Annotated in this window: 19 protein-coding genes; all 19 read right to left on the bottom strand. The window is 67.6% G+C overall.

Features of this window, described 5'->3' with window-relative positions:
* Window positions 1–635: class I tRNA ligase family protein (locus Q0627_RS19215; RefSeq protein ID WP_298811979.1), on the bottom strand; the 635-nt coding region annotated here is incomplete at its 3' end.
* A 365-nt stretch (window positions 636–1,000) separates the two neighbouring features.
* Window positions 1,001–2,032 carry a hypothetical protein gene (locus Q0627_RS19210; RefSeq protein WP_291020034.1) on the bottom strand — a complete coding sequence of 344 codons (1,032 nt, stop codon included), beginning with the start codon at window positions 2,030–2,032 and terminating at the stop codon, window positions 1,001–1,003.
* A gap of 27 nt (window positions 2,033–2,059) precedes the next feature.
* Entirely contained in the window at window positions 2,060–2,848 is a 789-nt protein-coding gene (locus Q0627_RS19205; protein WP_291020032.1) for a DivIVA domain-containing protein, read from the bottom strand.
* Window positions 2,849–3,214: 366 nt separating this feature from the next.
* A complete protein-coding gene (locus Q0627_RS19200) occupies window positions 3,215–3,535 on the bottom strand; it encodes a YggT family protein (RefSeq protein WP_291020029.1) in 321 nt (106 codons plus the stop codon).
* Between the two features lie 95 nt (window positions 3,536–3,630).
* A complete protein-coding gene (locus Q0627_RS19195; protein WP_298811976.1) occupies window positions 3,631–4,419 on the bottom strand; it encodes a cell division protein SepF in 789 nt (262 codons plus the stop codon).
* Between the two features lie 76 nt (window positions 4,420–4,495).
* Complete coding sequence (gene pgeF, locus Q0627_RS19190) at window positions 4,496–5,308, bottom strand: peptidoglycan editing factor PgeF (RefSeq protein WP_291013014.1); 813 nt, start codon at window positions 5,306–5,308, stop codon at window positions 4,496–4,498.
* Window positions 5,309–5,328: 20 nt separating this feature from the next.
* Entirely contained in the window at window positions 5,329–6,519 is a 1,191-nt protein-coding gene (gene ftsZ / locus Q0627_RS19185; protein ID WP_291013011.1) for a cell division protein FtsZ, read from the bottom strand.
* A 335-nt stretch (window positions 6,520–6,854) separates the two neighbouring features.
* On the bottom strand, window positions 6,855–7,553 hold the full coding sequence (locus Q0627_RS19180; RefSeq protein WP_291013009.1) for a cell division protein FtsQ/DivIB: 699 nt from the start codon (window positions 7,551–7,553) through the stop codon (window positions 6,855–6,857).
* A complete protein-coding gene (gene murC, locus Q0627_RS19175) occupies window positions 7,550–9,088 on the bottom strand; it encodes a UDP-N-acetylmuramate--L-alanine ligase (protein ID WP_291013007.1) in 1,539 nt (512 codons plus the stop codon). The genes Q0627_RS19180 and murC overlap by 4 nt, the downstream gene beginning before the upstream one ends.
* Entirely contained in the window at window positions 9,085–10,182 is a 1,098-nt protein-coding gene (gene murG, locus Q0627_RS19170; RefSeq protein ID WP_291013038.1) for an undecaprenyldiphospho-muramoylpentapeptide beta-N-acetylglucosaminyltransferase, read from the bottom strand. The genes murC and murG overlap by 4 nt, the downstream gene beginning before the upstream one ends.
* A 230-nt stretch (window positions 10,183–10,412) precedes the next feature.
* Complete coding sequence (gene ftsW, locus Q0627_RS19165) at window positions 10,413–12,080, bottom strand: putative lipid II flippase FtsW (protein WP_291013004.1); 1,668 nt, start codon at window positions 12,078–12,080, stop codon at window positions 10,413–10,415.
* Window positions 12,077–13,660, bottom strand: coding sequence for a UDP-N-acetylmuramoyl-L-alanine--D-glutamate ligase (gene murD, locus Q0627_RS19160; RefSeq protein ID WP_291013001.1), 1,584 nt, complete (start codon window positions 13,658–13,660; stop codon window positions 12,077–12,079). Before murD ends, ftsW begins: the two co-directional genes overlap by 4 nt.
* Window positions 13,661–13,670: 10 nt before the next feature.
* Window positions 13,671–14,762, bottom strand: coding sequence for a phospho-N-acetylmuramoyl-pentapeptide-transferase (gene mraY / locus Q0627_RS19155; protein ID WP_291012999.1), 1,092 nt, complete (start codon window positions 14,760–14,762; stop codon window positions 13,671–13,673).
* A gap of 95 nt (window positions 14,763–14,857) precedes the next feature.
* A complete protein-coding gene (locus Q0627_RS19150) occupies window positions 14,858–15,385 on the bottom strand; it encodes a UDP-N-acetylmuramoyl-tripeptide--D-alanyl-D-alanine ligase (protein WP_291012997.1) in 528 nt (175 codons plus the stop codon).
* The gene (locus Q0627_RS19145; RefSeq protein WP_298811969.1) at window positions 15,382–17,118 is read right to left on the bottom strand and encodes a UDP-N-acetylmuramoyl-L-alanyl-D-glutamate--2,6-diaminopimelate ligase; all 1,737 of its coding nucleotides are present in this window, start codon (window positions 17,116–17,118) and stop codon (window positions 15,382–15,384) included. The genes Q0627_RS19150 and Q0627_RS19145 overlap by 4 nt, the downstream gene beginning before the upstream one ends.
* A gap of 255 nt (window positions 17,119–17,373) precedes the next feature.
* Window positions 17,374–19,362 (bottom strand): penicillin-binding protein 2, encoded by a 1,989-nt coding sequence (locus tag Q0627_RS19140; protein WP_291012991.1) that lies wholly within the window; start codon window positions 19,360–19,362, stop codon window positions 17,374–17,376.
* A 21-nt stretch (window positions 19,363–19,383) separates the two neighbouring features.
* The gene (locus tag Q0627_RS19135) at window positions 19,384–20,250 is read right to left on the bottom strand and encodes a hypothetical protein (RefSeq protein ID WP_291012988.1); all 867 of its coding nucleotides are present in this window, start codon (window positions 20,248–20,250) and stop codon (window positions 19,384–19,386) included.
* Between the two features lie 3 nt (window positions 20,251–20,253).
* Window positions 20,254–21,234 (bottom strand): 16S rRNA (cytosine(1402)-N(4))-methyltransferase RsmH, encoded by a 981-nt coding sequence (gene rsmH, locus Q0627_RS19130; RefSeq protein ID WP_291012985.1) that lies wholly within the window; start codon window positions 21,232–21,234, stop codon window positions 20,254–20,256.
* A 158-nt stretch (window positions 21,235–21,392) separates the two neighbouring features.
* Window positions 21,393–21,764 (bottom strand): division/cell wall cluster transcriptional repressor MraZ (locus Q0627_RS19125; RefSeq protein WP_298811965.1); only part of this gene is annotated, 372 nt, incomplete at its 5' end.

The following is a 21,764-nucleotide window of genomic DNA, read 5'->3' as shown; positions in this document are numbered from 1 at the left end:
TCCTGGTTGCTCAGCGGAGTCTGCTCGTACCAGGAGTACGGCAGCACCCGGTAGCCCTGGTAGATCAGACCCTTGTCGTGCAGGCGTTTGAACGCCCACATCACCGACTCCATGAAGTCCAGATCAAGTGTCTTGTAGTCGTTGTCGAAGTCGACCCAACGGGCCTGACGCGTCACATAGTTGCGCCATTCACCGGTGTAGCGCAGCACCGAATCGCGGCAGAAGTCGTTGAACTTCTCCACGCCCATCGTCTCGATCTCGGACTTGTCGGTGATGCCGAGCTGACGTTCGGCTTCGAGTTCGGCGGGTAGGCCGTGGGTGTCCCAGCCGAACCGGCGCTCCACCTTCTTGCCGCGCAAGGTCTGGTAGCGCGGCACGACGTCCTTGACGTATCCGGTGAGCAGGTGCCCATAGTGTGGCAGTCCGTTGGCGAAGGGAGGTCCGTCGTAGAACACGAATTCGTCGGCGTCGGCGCGGTTGTCGACGGATGCCTGGAAAGTGCTGTCGGCCTGCCAGTAGTCGAGGACGAGCTTCTCCACGTCGGGAAAGCTCGGGGCCGTGCGGCCGGTGCCGCCGGTGAGATCGACGAGCGGGTAGGTGCGCCCGGTGGTACCCGGTTCAGGGGATTCGGTCACGGTGTCTCCTCGTGCTGAACTCTCGAAGTGCTGAACTTCTCGAAAGTGCTCGCACGGGGACGCATCGGTGTCGTCTTCGACACCGCGGCGCGGTACCACCCCGCTTGCGCCGCTGGTGCGACGCCTCTCTACGGTGTGCGCATCCGGGGTGGACGCACACTCCTGCGGCTGTGACGGGCCGCTGCCCGCCTGGGTCTAGTGAGAACCGATGTCATCGGTCCCGTTCTTCCAGGTGCTCCCCGGTGATGGCCGGATCAATGCGACGCACCTGCACACAATGGTGCATGCGCAAACGACAGTGTAGCGCTGCCTACGCAACGCCACACAATCGGTTTTCTGGTGGTTCGGTTGTTCTCCGGCCCCGATCAGGTACCCGGACGCCATTCGGGATCGAGCGGGTCGATCTTGCGGCGACGGCCGGTGACCGGCGGCGTCGTACCGGATGCTCCGGCGGCGGTCTGTCCCGGCCGGGCGGGCAGAACGGACGGGGTCCAGGGCCGCGGGGTCTCCTGGGAGTCGGCACTCGGTCCTGCGACCGCACCGAACTGCGCCTGCGGCCCGGTGGGCGGCTTGTACTGCTGACGAGGCTGCTGTGGTGCGCGACCCGACGGCAACTGACCGGTCCACGGTTCGGAGCGGCCCGGCTGCGGACGCTGTGTGCCTGTATCTCCTGGTGCGGGCCGCTGCGGCGGCGCAGGTCGCTGCGGAGGGGTCTCCGGCAAACCACCGACCGACCTGAGGTAGTCGTCATAGCCACCGGCCGGGCGACTCACCGGCGGAACGGGTGTGGCCGCGGGCTGTGAGTAATTCGCGACCTCCAGCTGCTTGGCCGGCCCCATACCCGAGGGAATCGCGGTCTGACCGGTCGCCCCGACGGAAGGTCCGGCCGTGGGCGCTCCGAGTCGCTGTGTAGAGGCATTCCCCGGCCCCGACGCCGGTACCCCGGATTCGCGCGCGGCCGGCTCTTCGACGCCGACAAACGCCCGGGGACCCGAGGCGACCGCGTCATTCCAGGCGGGTGCCGCAGTCGGCAGGGCCTGTGCCCCGGTCGGCAATGCGGGCATGGCGCCCGATCGCGCCGCACCACGCTGGACGCCGGACGGCTGACGGACCGTGGTGCCGCCGGTATTGATCGCCTCGTCGCCGGATCTGCTGTCGTCGGCGAGAGGGGTCGTGGCCCCTGCACGCCGCCCGGCCGAGGAAGCTCCCCCGACCATCTGCTCGACGCTACGAGCCGGCGCACGACGCGCGGATCCGACCACGTCTGCCATCAGGAAGCCCAGACCCGCCAAGCACACGACGATGCAACTGATGGCGAGCCAGACCGTGCCGGTGACAAGTCCCAGAACCAGCAGGACGAATGCGACAAGTGTGGCGCCCAGTGCCAATGCGAGCACGATGTATGCCTTACCCCGTCTTCCCGGTCAGCCCGTGTAGCCGGCGGGGTATCCACCCGCGTTCTGCTGCTCGGCCGGGTAACCGCTTTCCACCGGAGCGGCACTGCCCCGCTGCTGCAGCTCTTCGAGCTGAGATTCGAGATAGGTCTTGAGGCGCGTGCGGTATTCGCGTTCGAACGTCTTGAGCTGCTCGATACGGCCTTCGAGAACAGTGCGCTGCTGGTTGATCGTGCCCATGATCTCCGAATGCTTGCGCTCGGCGTCGGCCTGGAGGGCATCGGCTCGCTCCTGTGCCTGGCGAACCTGGGTCTCGGACCGGGTCTGCGAGTCGGCGAGGATCGCCTCAGAGCGCTGACGCGCGTCGCCGAGGAGCGCATCGGCTTTGGTCTGCGCCTCGTTGACCATGGCGTCGGAACGCGAACGCGCGTCCCCGAGCAACGAGTCGGCCTCGGCGCGCGCACTGCCGGCAACACGATCCGCGGTGTCCTGGGCAAGCGCGAGAACCTTGGCCGCACGCAGGCTTGCGTCCTGGTCGCCGACTGCGGGAACCTCTGCGACGGGTGCGGGGGCAGCCACCTTGAGCAGCGTGGTCGTCGCGTCGCCACCCGACCGGTCGGTGGACGCACCGCCGTTGGCGAGGTCGGCCTCGAGCTCCTCGACCCGCTGTTTGAGGTCGGAGTTCTCCTCGATCAGCCGGGCCAGTTCGGTCTCGACGAAATCGAGGAACTGATCGACCTCGTCCTCGTTGTAGCCGCGCTTACCGATCGGCGGTTTACTGAACGCGACGTTGTGCACATCAGCTGGTGTCAGCCGCATGTCGGTTCCCCTCATTCTCATCTCGAGGCCGCTTCTGGTCTCGAGTTCGGTCGTAGGTATCTCGATATTCTAGTGGTCCAGGCTATCGGAGTCCGGGCCACGGGGTGGGCGACCCGCAGGAGCTAACCCTGTTGGGCTACACCTCCGACACACACCACCGCTACAGTTTGACACTACTAGTGATTCATACCAGTCAAAATTTGTCACTGTGGTTCCGCGCTACCACATTCACCCCATCTGTCACACGGGATCGATGCAGTCTCGCAATACAACGGTGATTCAATCATGACATCTGTGGCGTTCAATTCCCAGTTTCTCCGCGGGTGGTTTGTTTGCTCACGCCACGGCCGGGCGCCCGACCACCCTTCAGAGCGCGAGCGCGAGTGCCGCCCCCGAGGAGTTCGCGGCGCCCTGCGCGATTCGCATCGCGACGATCACCACGATCATCACGATCATGAGCGAGAGGTCCAGACGCACAGGGCCGAGCGGGATCGGTGGGATCAGTCGCCGCAGAAGTTTGATCGGCGGATCGGTGGCGGTGAAGACCGCTTCGATGATCACCACCGCGATACCGGTGGGCCGCCACTCGCGAGCGAAGGAGCGCACCAGCTCCACGACGAGCCGAGCCAGGAGCAGCAGCCAGTACACGAACAGGATGTAGTAGAGAACCAGAAGGAAGGTCGTCACATCACCAGGTTGCCTGATCGGTTTTCGAAGGCACCAATGCGGTGCCCATTTTGCGGAGTTGGGGCCTATTTTGCGGGGTTCGGCTGCCGGCAGACCTACTTGTTGTTGTAGAACCCGGTCTCGGCGATCTTGCGGCGGTCTTCGGGGGTGACGTCGACGTCGGCGGGTGAGAGCAGGAACACCTTGGTCGCGACTTTGTCGAAGGAACCGCGCAGCGCGAAGGCAAGACCTGCCGCGAAGTCGACGAGTCGCTTGGCATCGTCGTTGCTCATGTTGACCAGGTCCATGATGACCGGGCTGCCGTCACGGTAGCGTTCACCGATGATGCGGGCCTCGCTGTAGTCGGCCGGGCGCAGCGTCGTGATCTTGTGCAGCGGTCCGTCGGCGAAGATGCGGCCGAGTTCCTGTTGGTCGCCGCCCGACCCTGGCCGGGTGTTCGCGGCCCGCAGCGGGGCGGCGGTGCTGCGCTGGAGTGGTTCGAGTCGCGCGGGTTGCCGCGGGCGCTCGGTGTGCTCGTTGATGGGCCGTCCTCCCGTATAGGCGTGTTCGGCCTTCTCGTAGTTGCGGTCGTCGTAACGACGGCCTTCGTCGTAGCTGTAGTCGGACTCACGCGGGCTGTCGGCGAATCCGGCGCTGCGGTACTCGGTATCCCGGTACTCGGCATCCCTGTAGTCGGCGTCCCGATAGTCGGTGTCCCTGTAGTCGGCGTCCCGGTAATCGGTCTCCCGGTAGTCCGGCTCACGGTAGTCGGCGTCGTAGTCGTCGCGGTATCCGCGGTCACGGGCGGCACGCAGCGAGGAGCCCGGCTCCTCGAGATAGTCGTCTTCGTAATCGCTCGGAGGCACCATGCCGAAATATGCCTTGAACTTCTGCATTGTGGTCATTGGGGGTCTCCGATCGTTGCGCACCAGGTGAAAGCTGTTGTCACAGTGCTTAGTGATTCTCATGTGACCGATGTGATTAGTGAGAGGTTAGCGTCACAGCATCAGCGAATCCGGGACCGACACGCAGACCTTCCATCCAGATGACCGAGGCGAGTCGGCCCGTCGGTGCGCCTCTACGGTGGCTGAACAGCGTGGGATCAGCGATGGTGCAACGCGGATCGACGGCCACGGCGCCGACACCGGCCGCGAGAAGTTGCCGACGGATACCCTCGCGGATGTCGAGACCGGGTGTGTTCGCGACGGTGGTGCACGCGCTGCCGGGCAGGTGTGCCTCGACATCCTGCTGCATCACCGCCGGCACCTCGTAGCGTTCCCCGGAGGCGGCCGGACCGAGCAGCGCGCCGATACGTTCGGGCCGCGCACCGAGCCCGATCATCGTGCGCAGGACCTCTCCCACGATGCCGATCCGGGCGCCTACACGGCCCGCATGAACCGCTGCCACCACGCCCGCCTCGTCGTCGGCAAGCAGTACCGGTACACAGTCCGCGGTCAGGACGACCAGGGCCAGTCCGGGAGTCGCGGTGACCATGGCATCGGTGGCGGGGACAGCCTCGGCCACCGGTCCGTCGACGACCGATACGTTCCTGCTGTGTATCTGTTCCATCCACACCAGCGAGGCCGGGGGCAGACCGATCCCCTCTGCCAGGCGCCGCCTGTTCGCGGCTACCGCCGCAGGATCGTCGCCGACGTGGTCACCGAGGTTGAAGGAGTCGTACGGTGGCTGTGAGACTCCTCCGGCGCGGGTGGTGACGACACGCCGAACGGTGACGCGACCGGGCGCGGAGCACACCGGCCCCGTCGCTGTCGTCGATCCGGACCTGCCGTTCATGATCGGAACCCCGGCAGGCCTCAGCGCTTCATGAACGACGGCACGTCGACGTCGTCGTCATCGATCCGCACGCTGTTGGCCCGGGGCGCTTCCTCACGGGCGGCGAATGGATCGCCTCCCGACGCGGACACCTTGCCGAACAGCGGATCGTTCGCCGCGGCCCGGCCGACGCTGCCGGCCTGACCCGACCCGACCACCCCGGTACGTGCGGTGGTGGGTGTCGTGGTCTTGGCGGGGATGGCGGGGACTTCGGTGCGCGTACGCGGACCGCCCTCGAACCCGGCCGCGATCACGGTGACCCGGACCTCGTCGCCGAGGTTGTCGTCGATCACGGTGCCGAAGATGATGTTGGCCTCTTCGTGCGCGGCCTCCTGCACCTGCGTGGCGGCATTGTGGATCTCGAACAGGCCCAGGTCACTACCACCGGCGATCGAGATCAGGACACCGCGGGCACCCTCCATCGACGCTTCCAGCAGCGGCGAGTTGATCGCGGACTCGGCGGCTTTGCGGGCCCGGTCCTCTCCTCTGGCCGAACCGATGCCCATCAGCGCGCTGCCGGCATCGCTCATGACGCCCTTGACGTCGGCGAAGTCGACGTTGATGAGACCGGGGGTGGTGATGAGGTCGGTGATGCCCTGAACACCGTTGAGCAGCACCTCGTCGGCGCTGCGGAACGCGTCCATCAGAGTCACCTGGGCGTCACCGAGCTGCAGCAGGCGGTCGTTGGGGATCACGATGAGGGTGTCGCAGGACTCTCGCAGCGCGACGATGCCGTTCTCGGCCTGGTTGCCGCGGCGCTTGCCCTCGAAGGAGAAGGGACGTGTGACGACACCGACGGTCAGCGCTCCGAGCTTGCGGGCGATCTGCGCGACAACGGGCGCGCCGCCCGTTCCCGTGCCACCGCCCTCGCCCGCGGTCACGAACACCATGTCCGCGCCCTTGAGAAGTTCCTCGATCTCGTCGCGCGCGTCCTCCGCCGCCCGGCGGCCGACCTCCGGGTCGGCGCCCGCACCGAGGCCGCGGGTCGAATCGCGGCCGACGTCGAGCTTGACGTCGGCGTCACTCATCAAAAGCGCCTGGGCATCGGTGTTGATCGCGATGAACTCAACTCCCTTGAGTCCTTGTTCGATCATTCGGTTGACGGCATTGACACCGCCGCCGCCGATGCCGACGACCTTGATCACGGCCAGGTAGTTGTGCGGTGGCGTCATATCCATCGCCTTCCTCATCGGTGTAAATGCCTGCAGCTGCGTACGGAGACTTCTTGCCGGCGAGACGGCTTCCGGTGGCCTTCGGCGACGGGCGAGACGACTCCCCGACGGCGAAGGTTGCGACAGCCTCTCAACCGACCCTGACCTCAACCCTAAACCTCAACCATAGACTTAGAGTTATGTCAAGTAGTTCCGTGTTGGTCAAGACGCTAGGCACGCGGACGCCGATGAGCCAGCTAATGTGCGGCGTGTCGCGAAGTTACTCGGTGAATTCACGTCGGCGACACACATTTCGCCATGTCGGACGCCGGAGACGCGCCTGCCTGAGACCTCCGTCACGTGAAGGCGGGAAAGTCAGGGCTCGACACGTTATAGAGAGTTCCGCTACGCGTCAACAAGTTCTTCAGCGCCCTGGCCTTGTCGTCTCCCCTCTCGCTGTCACCCCAGATCACCCTGCGGTCACCCGTCAGGGTCAGCTCGATATCGACAGGGGAGGTCGCGTTGACCGACAGCAGTTTCCTGCTGAGGTACACGGGCAGACCGGCGACCACGGACACCGCGGCCTTGGTGGTCGGGTCGGTCGGACCCGGGTGGGCGGTGGTGAGCCGCGGCAAAGACGCCAGTTGCGCGGGCACCTTCTCCCCGTCCGCGTATGTCAGGTAGGCGACGCCCAGCCGGTCCAGGATCCGAGTGTTCCGCCCGTCGATCACGCGCACGACGGGCCGCCGTTCGACAACGGTGATCGTCAAGGCCGACGGATAGGAACGCTGCACACGGGCCGACTCCACCGATTCGATCGCCGCGACCCGCCGGGCCACGGCCGCCGTGTCGACCTGAAGCAGCGGCGTCCCGGACGCCACATCGGCGACCGTCAGGATTCTGCTCTCGGGTACGACCCGGTTCCCGCTGACCTCGGTCGTGCGCACCGACATCAGCGGCGTGTAGTACGCGACGAGGCTTCCGGCGACCACCACCACGACGGCGAGCACCGTCCAGATCAATCCCCGCCGCCGCGAACGCGTGCGGCCGGTCATCCCGCCGGCTCCCCCGCCCGTGCGTCCGGATCGTCGCCACGGCCGGCGAGCGCGGTGACGATCTCGGGGCCCTGCATGGTGATGTCTCCCGCACCGATCGTCAGGACGATGTCACCCGGCCGCACCTCCCCGGCGACCACCGACGGCAACACGGACAGGTCTGCAACGAATTGTCCTGGCACAGTGAGTAATTCACTGATCGTGGCACCACTGACGCCGGGTTGAGGAGCCTCGCGGGCGCCGTAGACGTCCGCCACGAAGACCACGTCGGCGAGGTCGAGCGCAGCGGCGAACTCGTGGGCGAACTCGACAGTCCGCGAATACAGATGGGGCTGGAACACCGCGATGACCCGACCGGCCGGCTTACCCTCCCGCGCGGCCGCGGTCACCACGTCACGCGCGGCGGTGAGCACAGCCCGGACCTCCGTGGGGTGATGCGCGTAATCGTCGACGACGGCCACATCACCCACCACGCCACGCACCTCGAACCGCCGGTGCACGCCGCCGAAGGCAGCGATCCCCTCCAGAACCTCGGCGAGTTCGCCACCGGCCCGCACACAACCGAGCACCGCACCGATTCCGTTGAGTGCCATATGCTTTCCGGGCAAGGTCACGGACACCGGCATGGTCTCGGGCTCACCCCCGGTGATCTGGCCCGCGAACCGCACCTGTGCCGCCCCACCCGCGATCCGCGGTGTGTACAGCTGCAGGACTGCGACGTTGGGAACGTCCGTCGCCAGCGCCGCGTGCACGCCTTCGCCGTAACCCACCACATCAACACCCCGTAGGGCGAGCGCCTCATGGCAGCGCCCCGCCAAAGCCGCCGACCCCGGGTCGTCGAGGCAGACGACCAACGTGCCGTTGTCGGCGATGCACTCGGTAAACCTGTCGAAGACCTCGACGTACGCCTCGCGCGTGCCGAAATGGTCGAGGTGATCGGCCTCGATATTGGTCACGACGACGACGTCGGGCCGGTACTCGAGCAGCGAACCATCGCTCTCGTCGGCCTCGGCCACGAACACCTCGCCGGTGCCGTGGTTCGCGTTGGTGCCGGACTCGTTGAGCTCCCCGCCCACCGCGAACGACGGGTCGAGCCCACAATGCTGGAGCGCCACCACCGACATCGACGTCGTTGACGTCTTGCCGTGTGTCCCGGCGATCAGCAACGTCCGAAAACCGGCCATCAGTTCGGCGAGCACCACCGGCCGCAACAACACCGGGACGCCGCGCGAACGCGCCGCGACGAGTTCCGGATTGGTCTTGGGAATGGCGGCATAGGTGGTGACGACGGCAGTCGGGCCACCTGGCAGCTGGTCGAGGGCAGAGGGATCGTGCCCGATCTGCACACGTGCGCCCCTGGTCCGCAGCCCGAGTATGGCGCGGCTGTTCTTGGCGTCCGATCCCGACACCTGGCCGCCCCTGGCCAACAGGATGCGGGCCAGTCCCGACATTCCGGCGCCGCCGATACCCACCATGTGGACACGCCTGAGCAGCTCGGGAAGTGGCCGTTGCGGAGCCGTGCCGTGCGCTGTCATCGCCGACTCCGGGCCAGCTCCAGCGCGGCCTTCGCGACGGCCTCGGCCGCGTCGCGATGGCCGGTCGACAACGCGGCCGCCGACATCGCGGCCAGCGCGTCCTTGTCCGCCATCATCGCCGGAACATGCTCGGCCACCCAGTCGGTGGTCATCTCGGCATCGTCGACGAGCACCCCGCCGCCGGCCTCCACCAGCGGCACGGCATTGAGCCGCTGCTCACCGTTGCCGTGCGGCAACGGCACGTAGACGGCGGGCAGTCCGGTTGCCGACACCTCCGCCACGGTCATCGCCCCGGAACGGCAGATCACCAAGTCGGCTGCCGCGTACGCCAGGTCCATGCGCTTGAGGTAGCCGACCGCACGGTACGGCGGCGCGCCGTCGGGAGACTTCGGGTCGATCGAGTTCTTTGGTCCGTAGGCGTGCAGTACACCGATCCCGGCAGCGCCCAACGCGCCGGCAGCTCCGGCGACGGCGTCGTTGATGCGCTGCGCACCCTGCGAGCCGCCGAAAACGAGCAGTGTGGGGACATCGGCCAGGCCGAAGTACTGGCGTGCCTGGGCGCGCAAGGCGCCGCGGTCGAGTTCGGCGAGCACGCCGCGTACCGGCATCCCGACCACCTGCGCGTCGTCGAGCCCCGAATCGGGTACCGCGGCCAGCACCTTGTCGGCGAAACGTGCGCCGACCTTGTTGGCCACACCCGCGCTCGCGTTGGCCTCGTGAATGACGATGGGAATCCGCCGCCCGGCGCGGATGTGCAGTCGTGCGGCCAGGTAGGCAGGTAGCGACACGTAGCCACCGAAGCCGACCACCACATCGGCGCCGACATCCTTGAGCACGGACCGGGTGGCCGCGACCGATTGCACCACACGCAGCGGCAGCCGGACGAGGTCCTTGTTCAGCTTGCGCGGTAGCGGAACCGGCGGAATCAGCCTTAGGGTGAATCCGCGTTCGGGAACCAGGGTGGTTTCCAGTCCGCGAGTCGTCCCGAGCGCGGTGATGTCGGCGGACGGGTCGAGCCGGCGAACGGCATCGGCGACCGCGAGCGCGGGTTCGATGTGGCCGGCGGTACCGCCGCCGGCCACCACCACGGACAGGCCCCCAGGTCCGTTGACACCGGTGTCGCTGAAACCGGTGCCCTTGAAACCGCGGCCCTTGAAACCAGGGCCATGAACACCCGGGCCGTGGACACCGGACGCTTCGATGTCGGGTGTGTTCACCTCGTCGGGGTGATCATCCGATCCCGATCCGGCCGGACCTGTTCCCGAACTCGTCACTGCTGTACCGCTCCATTTCCGGTGTCACTGACGCCTGGCCGGTAAACCGGTCACGCCCAGTAGCGTCCGCCGCCCGCGGAGCCGCCCCGTCGGTCCCGGCCATGCGTGCGCGGGGCCGGTTCGGTCCGGTGGTTGGCGCTGTACCCCGTACGGTAGTCGATCCGCAGTCTCGCGGTCCGCTCCCATCCGGCGTCGCCGGTTGTGCCGGTGCCCCCAATTCCCCTTCCGGCAGTTCCCCTTCCGGCAGTGGCCCTGGACCGCCACGACGGCGCCCCCCGGTACACGCCACCGCGCGCGGGTGCGCCGCGCTCACCCGATCTCGGCGAACCGACCCTGCCGGCAGGCGACCCACCGCGGGTGGCCGCGGGCCGGTTGGCGGGCGCCGACGGGACCTGTCCCTGCTCACGGCGCCGATCCGGCCCACGTGAGGACCGCCCGCGTTGAGCCGGAACTCGCGCGGGCCGGTACGGTACCGGTGCGGGCGGACGCAGCCAGCGCGCAAGCCCCGTCCGGCGACCCACCGACAGTGCCGCGACGGCCTCTGGTTCGTGTCGCGCCGCATTGGCCATCAGGCCCAGCATCGCGAGCACCGTCAGCGCCGAGGTGCCACCCGCCGACACCAGTGGCAGCTGGATGCCGGTCACCGGCAGCACGCCGATGACGTAGCCGATGTTGATGAATGCCTGGGCGACGATGAGCACGGTGATCGTCGAGGTCAGCAGCCGCAGGAACGGATCGACCGACCGGGACGCGATGCGGAATCCGACGTAGGCGAGCAGGCAGAACAGCCCCACGACCATCAGGGCACCGAGCAGCCCCAGTTCCTCGCCGATGATGGCGAAGATGAAGTCGTTGTGCGCATTGGGCAGGTAGTTCCACTTGGCACGGCTCTGGCCGAGTCCTTCGCCGAAGACACCGCCGTTGGCGAGCGCGTATCCGGCCTGGCGGGCCTGGTACCCCGCGCCCTGCGGGTCGTCGATATGCCCGAGGAAGCTCAGGACGCGCTGCGATCGGTAGCCGGCCATGAACGACAGCAGTACCGCGAGCACCCCGCCGACCAGCGCGAATGTCGTGAACACCTTGATCGGCAGGCCGGCGAACCACAGCAGGGCGCCGACGATGATCGCGATGGTGATCGTGGTGCTCAGGTTCGGTTCGAGAATGATCAGGACGCAGATGATCACGGCCACCGGCAGCAGTGGGATCAGCAGTTCCTTGAGGCTCGCATTCTCCCTGCGACGGGCGGCCAGCACATGCGCACCCCATACGCACAATGCGACCTTGACAAGTTCCGAGGGCTGCACCGACAGCCCGGCGATGTTGAACCACCGGCGTGCGCCGTTGCTCTCGATGCCGATATGCGGAATCAGGACCAGCACCAGCAGGATCGTCGTCACGGTGATCATCACCGCTGCCAACCTGCGGAACACGCGCACGGGCAACCACAGGGTGACGGCGAACACCGCCACACCCATGACAGCGAACACCAGCTGCGTGGTGAACAGGCCGTAGGCCGACCCCTCCTTGGAATACCCCTCCACCGACGAGGCCGACAGGATCATCACCAGGCCGATCAGCGTCAGCGTGCCGGCCAGCGAGAGGACGAGGTGGTAGGAGGCCAGCGGCCTGCTCAACAGGCCGCCGGCGACCTCGCGGACTGCGGACACCACCGAGGTGACCTGTCCGACACTCCGGGATGCCGACGACGCGGCGGTCATCGGGACGCCGATACGTCCGTACCCCGCAGCCGGCGGGCCGCGTCGGCGAACGAATCACCGCGGCGGCCGTAGCCGGAGAACATGTCGAGCGAGGCGGCGGCCGGGGCGAGCAGAACAGCGTCGACCGGAGTGGCGCCGGGCTCGCCGTTCGCGTCTGCCGCCAGCAGCCAGGCCTCCCCGACCGCTTGCCGCATCACCATGTCGGCCGCGGACGCTGTCGCCGCATCGGACTCCCCCGGGTCCCCAGACGCCGACTTCACAGACGCCGGATTCACAGACGCCGGGGCACCGCCGATGATTCGCTGCACATTCACCGTCCCATCGTCACCTGTGAACACTGTGACTGCTGGGACATCTGGGGCGTGTCGTGCGATCGAGTCGATGATGATGCCACGATCGGCCCCGATCGCGACCACGCCGGCGAGCCGTTCGCGCATCTCGATGAGCAGATCATCGACCGACGCGCCCTTGAGCAGTCCGCCCGCGATGAGAACCACCCGTTCCCGCGCGGCGATCGCGGCGCACGCGGCATGCGGATTGGTGGCCTTCGAATCGTCGACGAACTCGACCCCGTCGATCGTCTCCACCACCTCACCGCGATGCGCAGCGGGTGTGAAGCGGGTCAGCCCGGCTGTCACCGACGACGGCGCCACACCCACCGCGAGCGCCAGCGCGGCCGCAGCCAGCGCATCCAACCAGCCCGACGGACCCGTCGGCCGGACATCGGCGGCCGGCAACAACGTGCCACCACCGAACGCACGGTCCACCAGCACGTCACCGTCGATGCCGAGCTCTCCGTCGCCCGGCACTCCCAGCGTGAACCCGACACGTCGGGTGCCGGGTCCGGTCTCGATCACGGAGGCCACCGCATCGTCGAGGCCTACCACACCGACACGGCCGGTCAGCGCGCCCGCCTTCGCGTCGCGATAGGCCGCGAACGACCCGTGCCAGTCGAGGTGGTCCTCGGCGACGTTGAGAACCACACCCGCGGCCGGCACGATCGACGGCGCCCAATGCAGTTGGAACGAGGACAACTCGGCACACAGCACCTCGGCCCGCGGCTGTACGGCCAGCACGTCGAGCACGGGATCGCCGATGTTCCCGCACGCGGCCGCGGCTCTGCCGTCGGCGGACACAATGGTCTCCAGCATCGAGGTGGTGGTGGTCTTACCGTTGGTTCCGGTCACCACGAGCCAGGTGCGGGGGGCACCGAACCAGCCGTCCTGGTCGATCTGCCAGGCCAGTTCCACCTCACCCCACACCGGCACGCCGGCATCGGCGGCCGCCACGACCAGCGGATGCGCGGGCGCGAAGCCCGGTGACACGACGACCAGACCGGTGCGTGCGGTCCACTCCGGGTCGGCGAGCAGGTCGTCGATACCGACGCAGCGCGCCCCGGCCGCGCGCAGTTCACCGGCGACCGGGACCTCCCCGTCGTGTTCACCGCCGAATCGGGCGTCGGCCACGACCACCGGAACACCCGCGGCCAGCAGATGCCGGGCGGCCGACGAGCCTGCGACCCCCGCACCGCCGACCACGACCTCGCCGCCGGTCAGCTCCGCGATGGCTGTCTCCCGCACGCCGGTCACCTCAGCCGCCCGTGACGAATTCGCTGTAGAACAGCGACAGGCCCAGCGCGCAGGCGATGGCGGTCAGCAGCCAGAATCTGATGATGACGGTCGTCTCCGCCCAGCCACCGAGTTCGAAATGATGGTGGAACGGAGCCATCCGGAACACCCGGCGCCCCGTCGTCCGGAAGAACGCGATCTGGATGACCACCGACATGATCTCGGCGACGAACAGCGCGCCGATGATCACGGCCAGCAGTTCGGTGCGAGTGGTGATGGACAGGCCGGCCAGCATGCCGCCCAGTGCCAGCGATCCGGTGTCGCCCATGAAGATCTTCGCCGGCGCCGCATTCCACCACAGGAATCCCAGACAGGCACCGCCGCCCGCGACGGCGATTACGGCCAGGTCGAGCGGGTCACGCACCTGATAGCAGCCCGAGGTGATCTCGGCGGTGGTCTTCGGTCCGCCCGAGCAGGCGTTGCGGTACTGCCAGAAAGTAACCAGCACGTACGAACCCAGGACCATCGCCATCGATCCCGCTGCCAGGCCGTCGAGACCGTCGGTGAAGTTGACCGCGTTGGACCAGGCCGCGACGACGAGCCAGCAGAACACCACGAAGACGACCGAGCCCATCTCCATGACATCGATGTCACGGACGTACGAGAGCGTCGTGCTGGCGGGCGCGTAGCCGGCATCGTTGCGGAATTGCAGCAACAGAATGCCGAACAGGATCGCGGCGACCAACTGACCGACGGACTTGGATGTCTTGTTCAGGCCGAGATTGCGGTGCTTGCGGATCTTGATGAAGTCATCGAGAAAGCCGACTCCGCCGAGCACCGTGGCCAGTCCCAGCACCAGTAGACCCGACGCGGTCGGACCCTCCCGATCTGTCACCCAGGCCACCAGATGCGAGCCGAAGTAGCCCGCCCACAGGGCCGCGATGATGGCGACGCCACCCATCGACGGCGTGCCGCGTTTGGTCTGATGACTCTGCGGGCCCTCGACCCGGATCTCCTGACCGAACCCGCGCCGGGAGAAGACGCGGATCAGCACCGGCGTCAGCAGGATCGACACCGCCAGCGCGATGCCCCCGGCGATCAGAATCTGTGTCACAGCCGCACACCGCCCGTCAGTCGTCGCGTCCGGTCACCCGGCCGCACCGGGCCGGGACAGTTATCGCCCACCCAACTCGTCACGTCGTACTCCATCTACTTGTCACCGGCCCTGGCCGCATCATCGCCCGCCCAGGCCAACTCGTATCCCAGCACCGTCTGCCACTGCTCCACCGCCGCTACCAGATCGTCCGGTCCGGCAAGGACCACGATGTCGCCGGCCGCGGGCCGCCACGAGTCGTCCTCGACCGTCACCGTCAGCGCCTGCGCGGCGTCGGGCACCAGCCGTACCTCGTCGCCCCACGAGCCTTCCATGATCGCGCCCTGATACAACGCGCGCACCGACCGCGAATCGCCGACGCACAGCGTCTTGTCGATCGCCAGGCGCACCACGAGGCGTCCCACCAGGTCATGTTCGACGACGCGTTCGTTCTCGCTCATGGCGGCCTGCGCAGCGCCGTCCGGCAGATCGAGCTCGCCGATGATCGCCCAGATCCGGACCTGTACGCCCGGAGGTCCGGAGACCGGAGCCCGTGACCGAAGCTCGGCGGCGGTGCGCAATAGTTCCCGGATCTGTGCCACGCCGGCCGAACCGGTGGCACGCAGCACCGTCATCGCGGTCATCGGTCCACCTCCGGTTCAGCACCGGCATTGAGGGCATCAGGGGCATTGAGGGCATCAAGGGCCGAGGCGAGTTCGACACGGTCATCGAAGGGATGCTTCACCCCGGCGATCTCCTGCCCCGTCTCGTGCCCCTTGCCCGCGACGACGACGATGTCCCCGGGTCGCGCCCACGTAACCGCAGCCGCGATGGCCTCCCGCCGGTCCCCGATCTCGCGGATGTCCTCCGCCCGGGCCGGCCGCTCGCCACCGGAGATCGCACGGGCGCCCGCGACGACGGCTGTCCTGATCGCGGCAGGTTCTTCCGAGCGCGGATTGTCGTCGGTGATGACCACCAGTTCGGCTCCGCGGGCCGCGGCCGCACCCATCAGCGCACGCTTACCGGTATCGCGGTCGCCGCCCGCACCGAGTACCACCGCAACGCGGCCCGTATCCGCGGTGTCGGCACCACCTACCCCATCAGCGGCGGTATCCAGTTGCGCACGCAAGGTGGCCAGTACCGCCTCGACGGCACCCGGCTTGTGCGCGTAGTCGACCAGCGCGAGAAAGTCCTGGCCCCGATCCACTCGTTCGAGACGGCCCGGCACCCGAGTCCCCGCGATCCCGTCGATCGCCACCTGCGTCGCGACTCCCGCCGCCGTCACGATCGCCAGCGCGGTCAGCGCGTTGGCCACGTTGTAGCGACCCGGCAGCGGAACAGTCAGCTCGTACTCCACACCACGCGGACCGGTCACCGGCACGAGCTGCTTACCCGACACAGTCACACGCGGCCGTCCGGCGGTCCACTGTGCTCGTCGGCCCGGCGCATCAGGCCGATCCGCCGGCCCCGCGGACACGGTGACCGGATACGGCCGCGACCCCGTCGCCGCACCGCGGGCCACCTCGGCCATTCGCCTGCCCCACTCGTCGTCGACGCAGATCACAGCACGAGAGGCGTGGGTGGGCGATCCCGCGGCGAACAGCCTGGCCTTGGCGTCGAAGTAGGCCTGCATGGTGTCGTGAAAGTCCAGGTGGTCCTGCGACAGGTTGGTGAACGCACCGATGGCGAAATGAGCGCCGTCCACCCGCCCGAGTGCCAGCGCATGACTGGACACCTCCATCACCACCGTGTCCACCCCGTCCTCGACCATCGCGGCGAGCACCGCCTGCAGGGTGGGTGCCTCGGGTGTGGTCAGCGAACTGGGTATGGCAATGCCGTTGATCCGGGTCTCGACGGTGCCGATCAGGCCGACGGACCTGCCCGCAGCCAGCAGCGCCGCCTCCACCATGTAGGCGGTGGTGGTCTTGCCCGAGGTCCCGGTGATACCGATCAGCTTCAGGCGTTGCGAGGGGTGCGCGAATATACGGGCACTCACCGCGCCCAGGACGCGGCGCGGGTCCGGATGGATCAGGACCGCGCACCGCGCATCGGGCGGCAGTACCCTGGCCAGCTCCGCGCGGCCCGCAGGGTCGGTGAGGATCGCGGCGGCACCTGCGGCGAGCGCGTCGGCGGCGAACCTGGCGCCGTGCGTGTTGGCGCCCGGAAGCGCGGCGAAAAGATCGCCGGGCTGCACGTCCTGACCTCGCAGAGTCACGCCGGTCACCTGCACGTCGTGACCGCCGGCTCCTATCAGGTCCAGACGCGCGCCCGTGGCCGCCGACAGCACTGACACGTCAGTCGGCACCACCACCCGTGGCCGACGCGGGCCGTCTGCACGGTTGTCGCCCTGCTTACTCGAACGGCGAGTCGAGGCCATGCGATCTCCTCTCCTCGCTGTTGCTCGGACCGGCGCTCATGCTCCGGTCGGGGACATTCGGTTCAGGGGTTGGGGAATGGTCGCACCCCGCACGCCGGGGAACTGCGACGGCACACCCGCACCGTACGGCGGACATGGGCTCCGCCGACGGACAACTCACGATACCGATAGCCGGAGCGGCCGGACGCATCTAGGGCGTGTCTCCCATATCCCTTTGCACGGTCTCGACGGCCCGGTGGATACGGCAGACACGTCCTAGTCCGCCTGCAACACCAGCCGCGGCGCCGGGTGCGCCGACAGCGGCACCCGGTCGCGCTGCAGCAGCCACGAGGCGATGTCGGCGAACAGTGGTGCCGCGGACTGCCCGCCTGACCCGTCCGAGCTCCGTTTCGGATTGTCGAGCATGATGCCGATCACGAACCGCGGTTTGTCGGCCGGGGCGATGCCCGCGAATGTGATGTTGTAGGCGTCGTTGGAGTAGCAGCCGCAGGCGGGGTTCACCTGCTGGGCCGTTCCGGTCTTGCCGGACACCTGATACCCGGGAATGGCCGCCTTGGTACCGGTACCCATCTGCACGCCCATCGGGTCGTTCTGGACGACCGCACGGAACATTTCCCGAACCGTCTTTGCCGTCGCCGGGCTCACCACCCGCACACCCTCGGGACGCGTCTCGTCGGTACCCGCCGAATTGTGGGCGCCGGTACCCTCGTCGACGATGATCCGCGGCGCGATCCTGACACCATCGTTGGCGATGGCCTGGTACATCGCCGCCATCTGCAGCAGCGTCATCGACAGACCCTGACCGATCGGCAGATTGGCGAACGACCCTCCTGACCACTGGCTCAGCGCAGGGACGGTACCGGCGCTCTCTCCCGGCAACCCGACTCCGGTCCGGGTCCCGAGACCGAACTTGGCCAGCAAGTCGGCGAAACGCTTCTCCCCGACCTTCTTCGCCAGCATCAGCGTTCCGACGTTGGACGACTTGCCGAAGATTCCCGTGGTGGTATAGGGCTCCGGTCCGTGCGCCCACGCGTCGTTGACCGTGACGCCGGCCAGCTGAATGGACCCCGGCACCCGGTGCACCGTCGTGGGAGTGGTCAGCCCGTACTCGATGGCCGCCGCCGCGGTCACCAGCTTGCCCACCGATCCGGGTTCGAACGGCGAGGTGACCGACGGGTTTCCGAGGTTCGCGTGCTGCTGTTCCGACAACGGCTCGGAGGCATTGAACGTGTTGTCGTTCGCCATCGCGAGCACCTCACCGGTGTGCGCGTCCAGCACCACGGCCGACGCGTTCTTGGCGCCGGAGGCATTCTTGGCCTGCGCCACCGCCGTCTGCACGTACCACTGGACATCGGAGTCGATGGTCAGCCGGACGGTTTTGCCATTGATGGCCGGATGCACATTGCGGGTGCTTCCCGGAATCACCGCCCCGTCCGAACCGCGATCGTAGGTCCGTGAACCGTCGGTGCCGCCGAGCACCGGTTCCAGGGACGCCTCCAGGCCAAGCAGACCCTGCCCGTCATAGTCGACATCGCCGACGATGTTGGCGGCCAGCGAACCACCCGGATACAACCGGATCGGCTGCGGATCGGCGCCCACTTCGGGGAACTCCTCGGTGATCCGTGCACTCACCTCCGGACTCACCGACCTGGCGAGATACTCAAAGGTGTTGGGGCTGTTGAGTTTCGCCAGCAGGTCGGTCGCACTGATCGACCCGCCGAGCGCCGAGGACACCCCCTTGGCGATCTCTCCCAGACGCGTGGCGACATCGGGAGCCGACGCGTCCTTCGCGTGGGTGTCGGCGATGCTCTTACGCACCGCCTTGGGCAGGAACGTCAGCGAACGCGCCTCATCCGTGTAGGCGATCGGCCGGCCGTTGCGGTCGATGATGGCGCCACGTTTGGCCGACAGGACCTGGGTGTACTCACGCTGCTGGGCGGCTTCGGCCGACAGGGATCCGGCATCGATCACATGCACGTACACCATCCGAATGGCCACCACGATCACCGCGAGAACGATGACGACGCCGGCCATCTTGGCACGGAAGGCGAATCCACCTGTGCCCGTGGGATTCTCGCCCAGACCCGGACCGATCGGGCCACCTGGCCCGTTTCCGCCGTACCCGGCGCGGTCGGGGGTGTCGCCCGCGGCCCTGGCCGACCGGCCTTCCGGGCTCGCGGCCGAACCACTGCGCGGACCGCCGCCCGATCGGACACCGGGCCGATCAGAGGTGGTTCGTGTCATGGTTATTCATTGTCCATCCGATCAACGCGGCTGCCCCGAATTTCCGTCCGGCGGGTTGCTCACTGTCGTCGGCAGGACAGTCGGCAGGACATTGGGCGCGGGTATCGGCAGGACGTTGGGTGCGGGAGTGTTCGTGGATGTCGCGGACACCGGTGGCGACTGCGAGTTCGGCTGCGCACCCGACGTATCGGCTGTCGCGCTCCGGTCTTGCCCGTTATGGGTTTGACCGCTCGGGGTTTGACCGCTCTGGGCTTGTCCGGAGCCTCCGGCGTCGCCGAGCCCGTTCGAATCATCGACCTTGGTCTTGTCGATCTTCGCGAGCGGATCCTCGGTCTTGGTGGCGGCGTTGATGGAGGGCAAAGACCGTCCCTGCGCCGGCGACAACTCCCCCACCACTCGGCGCTTCCCGTCGGCACCGACGATCATCCGGGGCGGATTGTCCGAGGGGATCATGCCGAGCTTGCCCGCCTTGTCGGAGAGCGCCGCAGCCGAATCACCGGATTCAAAGGTCTGTTTGAGAGTGTCGACCCGGTCCGACAGCTTTTGGTTCTCGCTGCGTACCGCGCCGAGCCGGTATGAATCCTGCGCCGCCTTGGTCGAGAGCCACAGGCTCAGACCAAGGCCCGCGACCAGCACCAGCACGAACGGAACCACGAGTGGCACACGGCGATTCCGGGCGCCGCGAGATGCATGAGGTGTGGTGTTGCCACCGCTGCGGGCGATGCGCCGGGCCCGGCGGTCGATCGCCCGCTGCGCCGACGCGGACCTGCTCGCCCGCTCACCGCCCACCGTCCGGCCGGCCCTGCGACCGGCCCGGGTGGTCACCGATGCGGCAGCATCGGTGCCGGCACCTCGCGTGCCGGTCGCCTCGTCGTGTAGGAGGGTCATCGGTCAGCCCTTCTCCTCGATCCGCTCGATCACCCGGACACGCACCGGGGCCGAACGTGGGTTGGTGTGGAGTTCGTCGTCGTCGGGGCGGAGCGCCCCTCGCGTGACAAGGGCGAACTCCGGCCCGCTGCCGGGCAGTTCGACCGGAAGTCCGGGCGGGGTCCGGGACGCGGTACGAGTTGCGAACTCGCGCTTGACGATCCGGTCCTCGAGTGACTGATAGCTCATCACCGCCACCCGGCCACCGACACGCAGCAGTCCGAGCGCCGCGGGCAAGACCTCCGAGAGTGCGGTGAGTTCGCTGTTCACCTCGATCCGCAGAGCCTGGAATGTCCGCTTGGCCGGATGCCCACCAGTCCTGCGCGTAGCCGCCGGAATCGTCTCGTACAGCAGAGCGACGAGGCGGGCACTGTTGGTGAACGGTTCACGCTCACGCTCACGCAGCACCGCCGAGGCGATCTTGCCGGCGAACCGCTCCTCGCCGTACTCGTGCAGTACCCGCGCGAGTTCACCGTGTGAGTAGGTGTTGAGCACGTCGGCTGCGGTGAGTGTGCCCGACGGGTCCATCCGCATGTCCAGCGGCGCGTCCACGGCGTAGGCGAATCCGCGATCGGGCCGATCGAGCTGCATCGACGACACACCGAGGTCGAACAGAGCCGCATCGATGTGGGTCCGCCCGGTGGCTGCGACCACATCCGGCAGTTCATCGAATCGTGCGTGGTGAAACGAAATACGGTCGCCGTACCGGGCGAGCCGCCCCCGGGAGATCGTCAGAGCGGACTCGTCGCGATCGATACCGATCACGGTGATGTGCGGGTACGTGCGCAGTGCGAGTTCGGCGTGGCCACCGGCGCCGAGCGTGGCGTCGACCAGGACGGGGGCGGCACCGGCGCGCAACGCGGGCTCCAGAAGGTCGATCATCTGCTGAACCATCACAGGAATGTGGCCGTGGTCGGTACCCCCGGCCGGGGGCTGTTCAGTCATCCTGCGCCCCCTTCGGTATTGCCGATACAGAGAGGTCCCGGTCCGGACACGCACCTGGCGTTGGGGAAGTACGCCAGGGTCGCTCCGGGCCGAGGCCTCACCGCATCGGCACTCCCTGCCTCGTGATGGTTCCTGTCGGCCGCCTGCAACCGGGCCGACTAGAGCAGCGAATCCAGTGCCGTGGAGTTCGCCGCCGAGAAATTCTCCTCGTGTCGGCCTTGATACTCGTTCCATGTGTGTTCGTCCCAGATCTCCAGGTGATCGAACCCACCGATCACCACGCACTCCTTCACGAGTCCGGCGTACTCCCGGTGCCCCGCGGACAGCGAGATCCGCCCTTGAGCATCGGGACGTTGTTCGTCGGAACTGGCAAAGAAGTAGCGCTGGAAAGCTCTGGCCTCGGGGTCGTTTCGCGAGGCTTCACGCAACCGCTCGGCCACATCATCGAAGTCCTCGAGTCGGTACACCGACAGGCTGCGGTCTTGGCCTCGTGTGACCATCACGCCTCCTGCCAGTGCTTCGCGAAACTT

It is taken from the genome of uncultured Gordonia sp. (assembly GCF_937858515.1).
Lineage (GTDB): Bacteria > Actinomycetota > Actinomycetes > Mycobacteriales > Mycobacteriaceae > Gordonia.
Note: the sequence above shows the minus strand (reverse complement) of the source record. Positions and strands in the feature narration are given on the sequence as shown.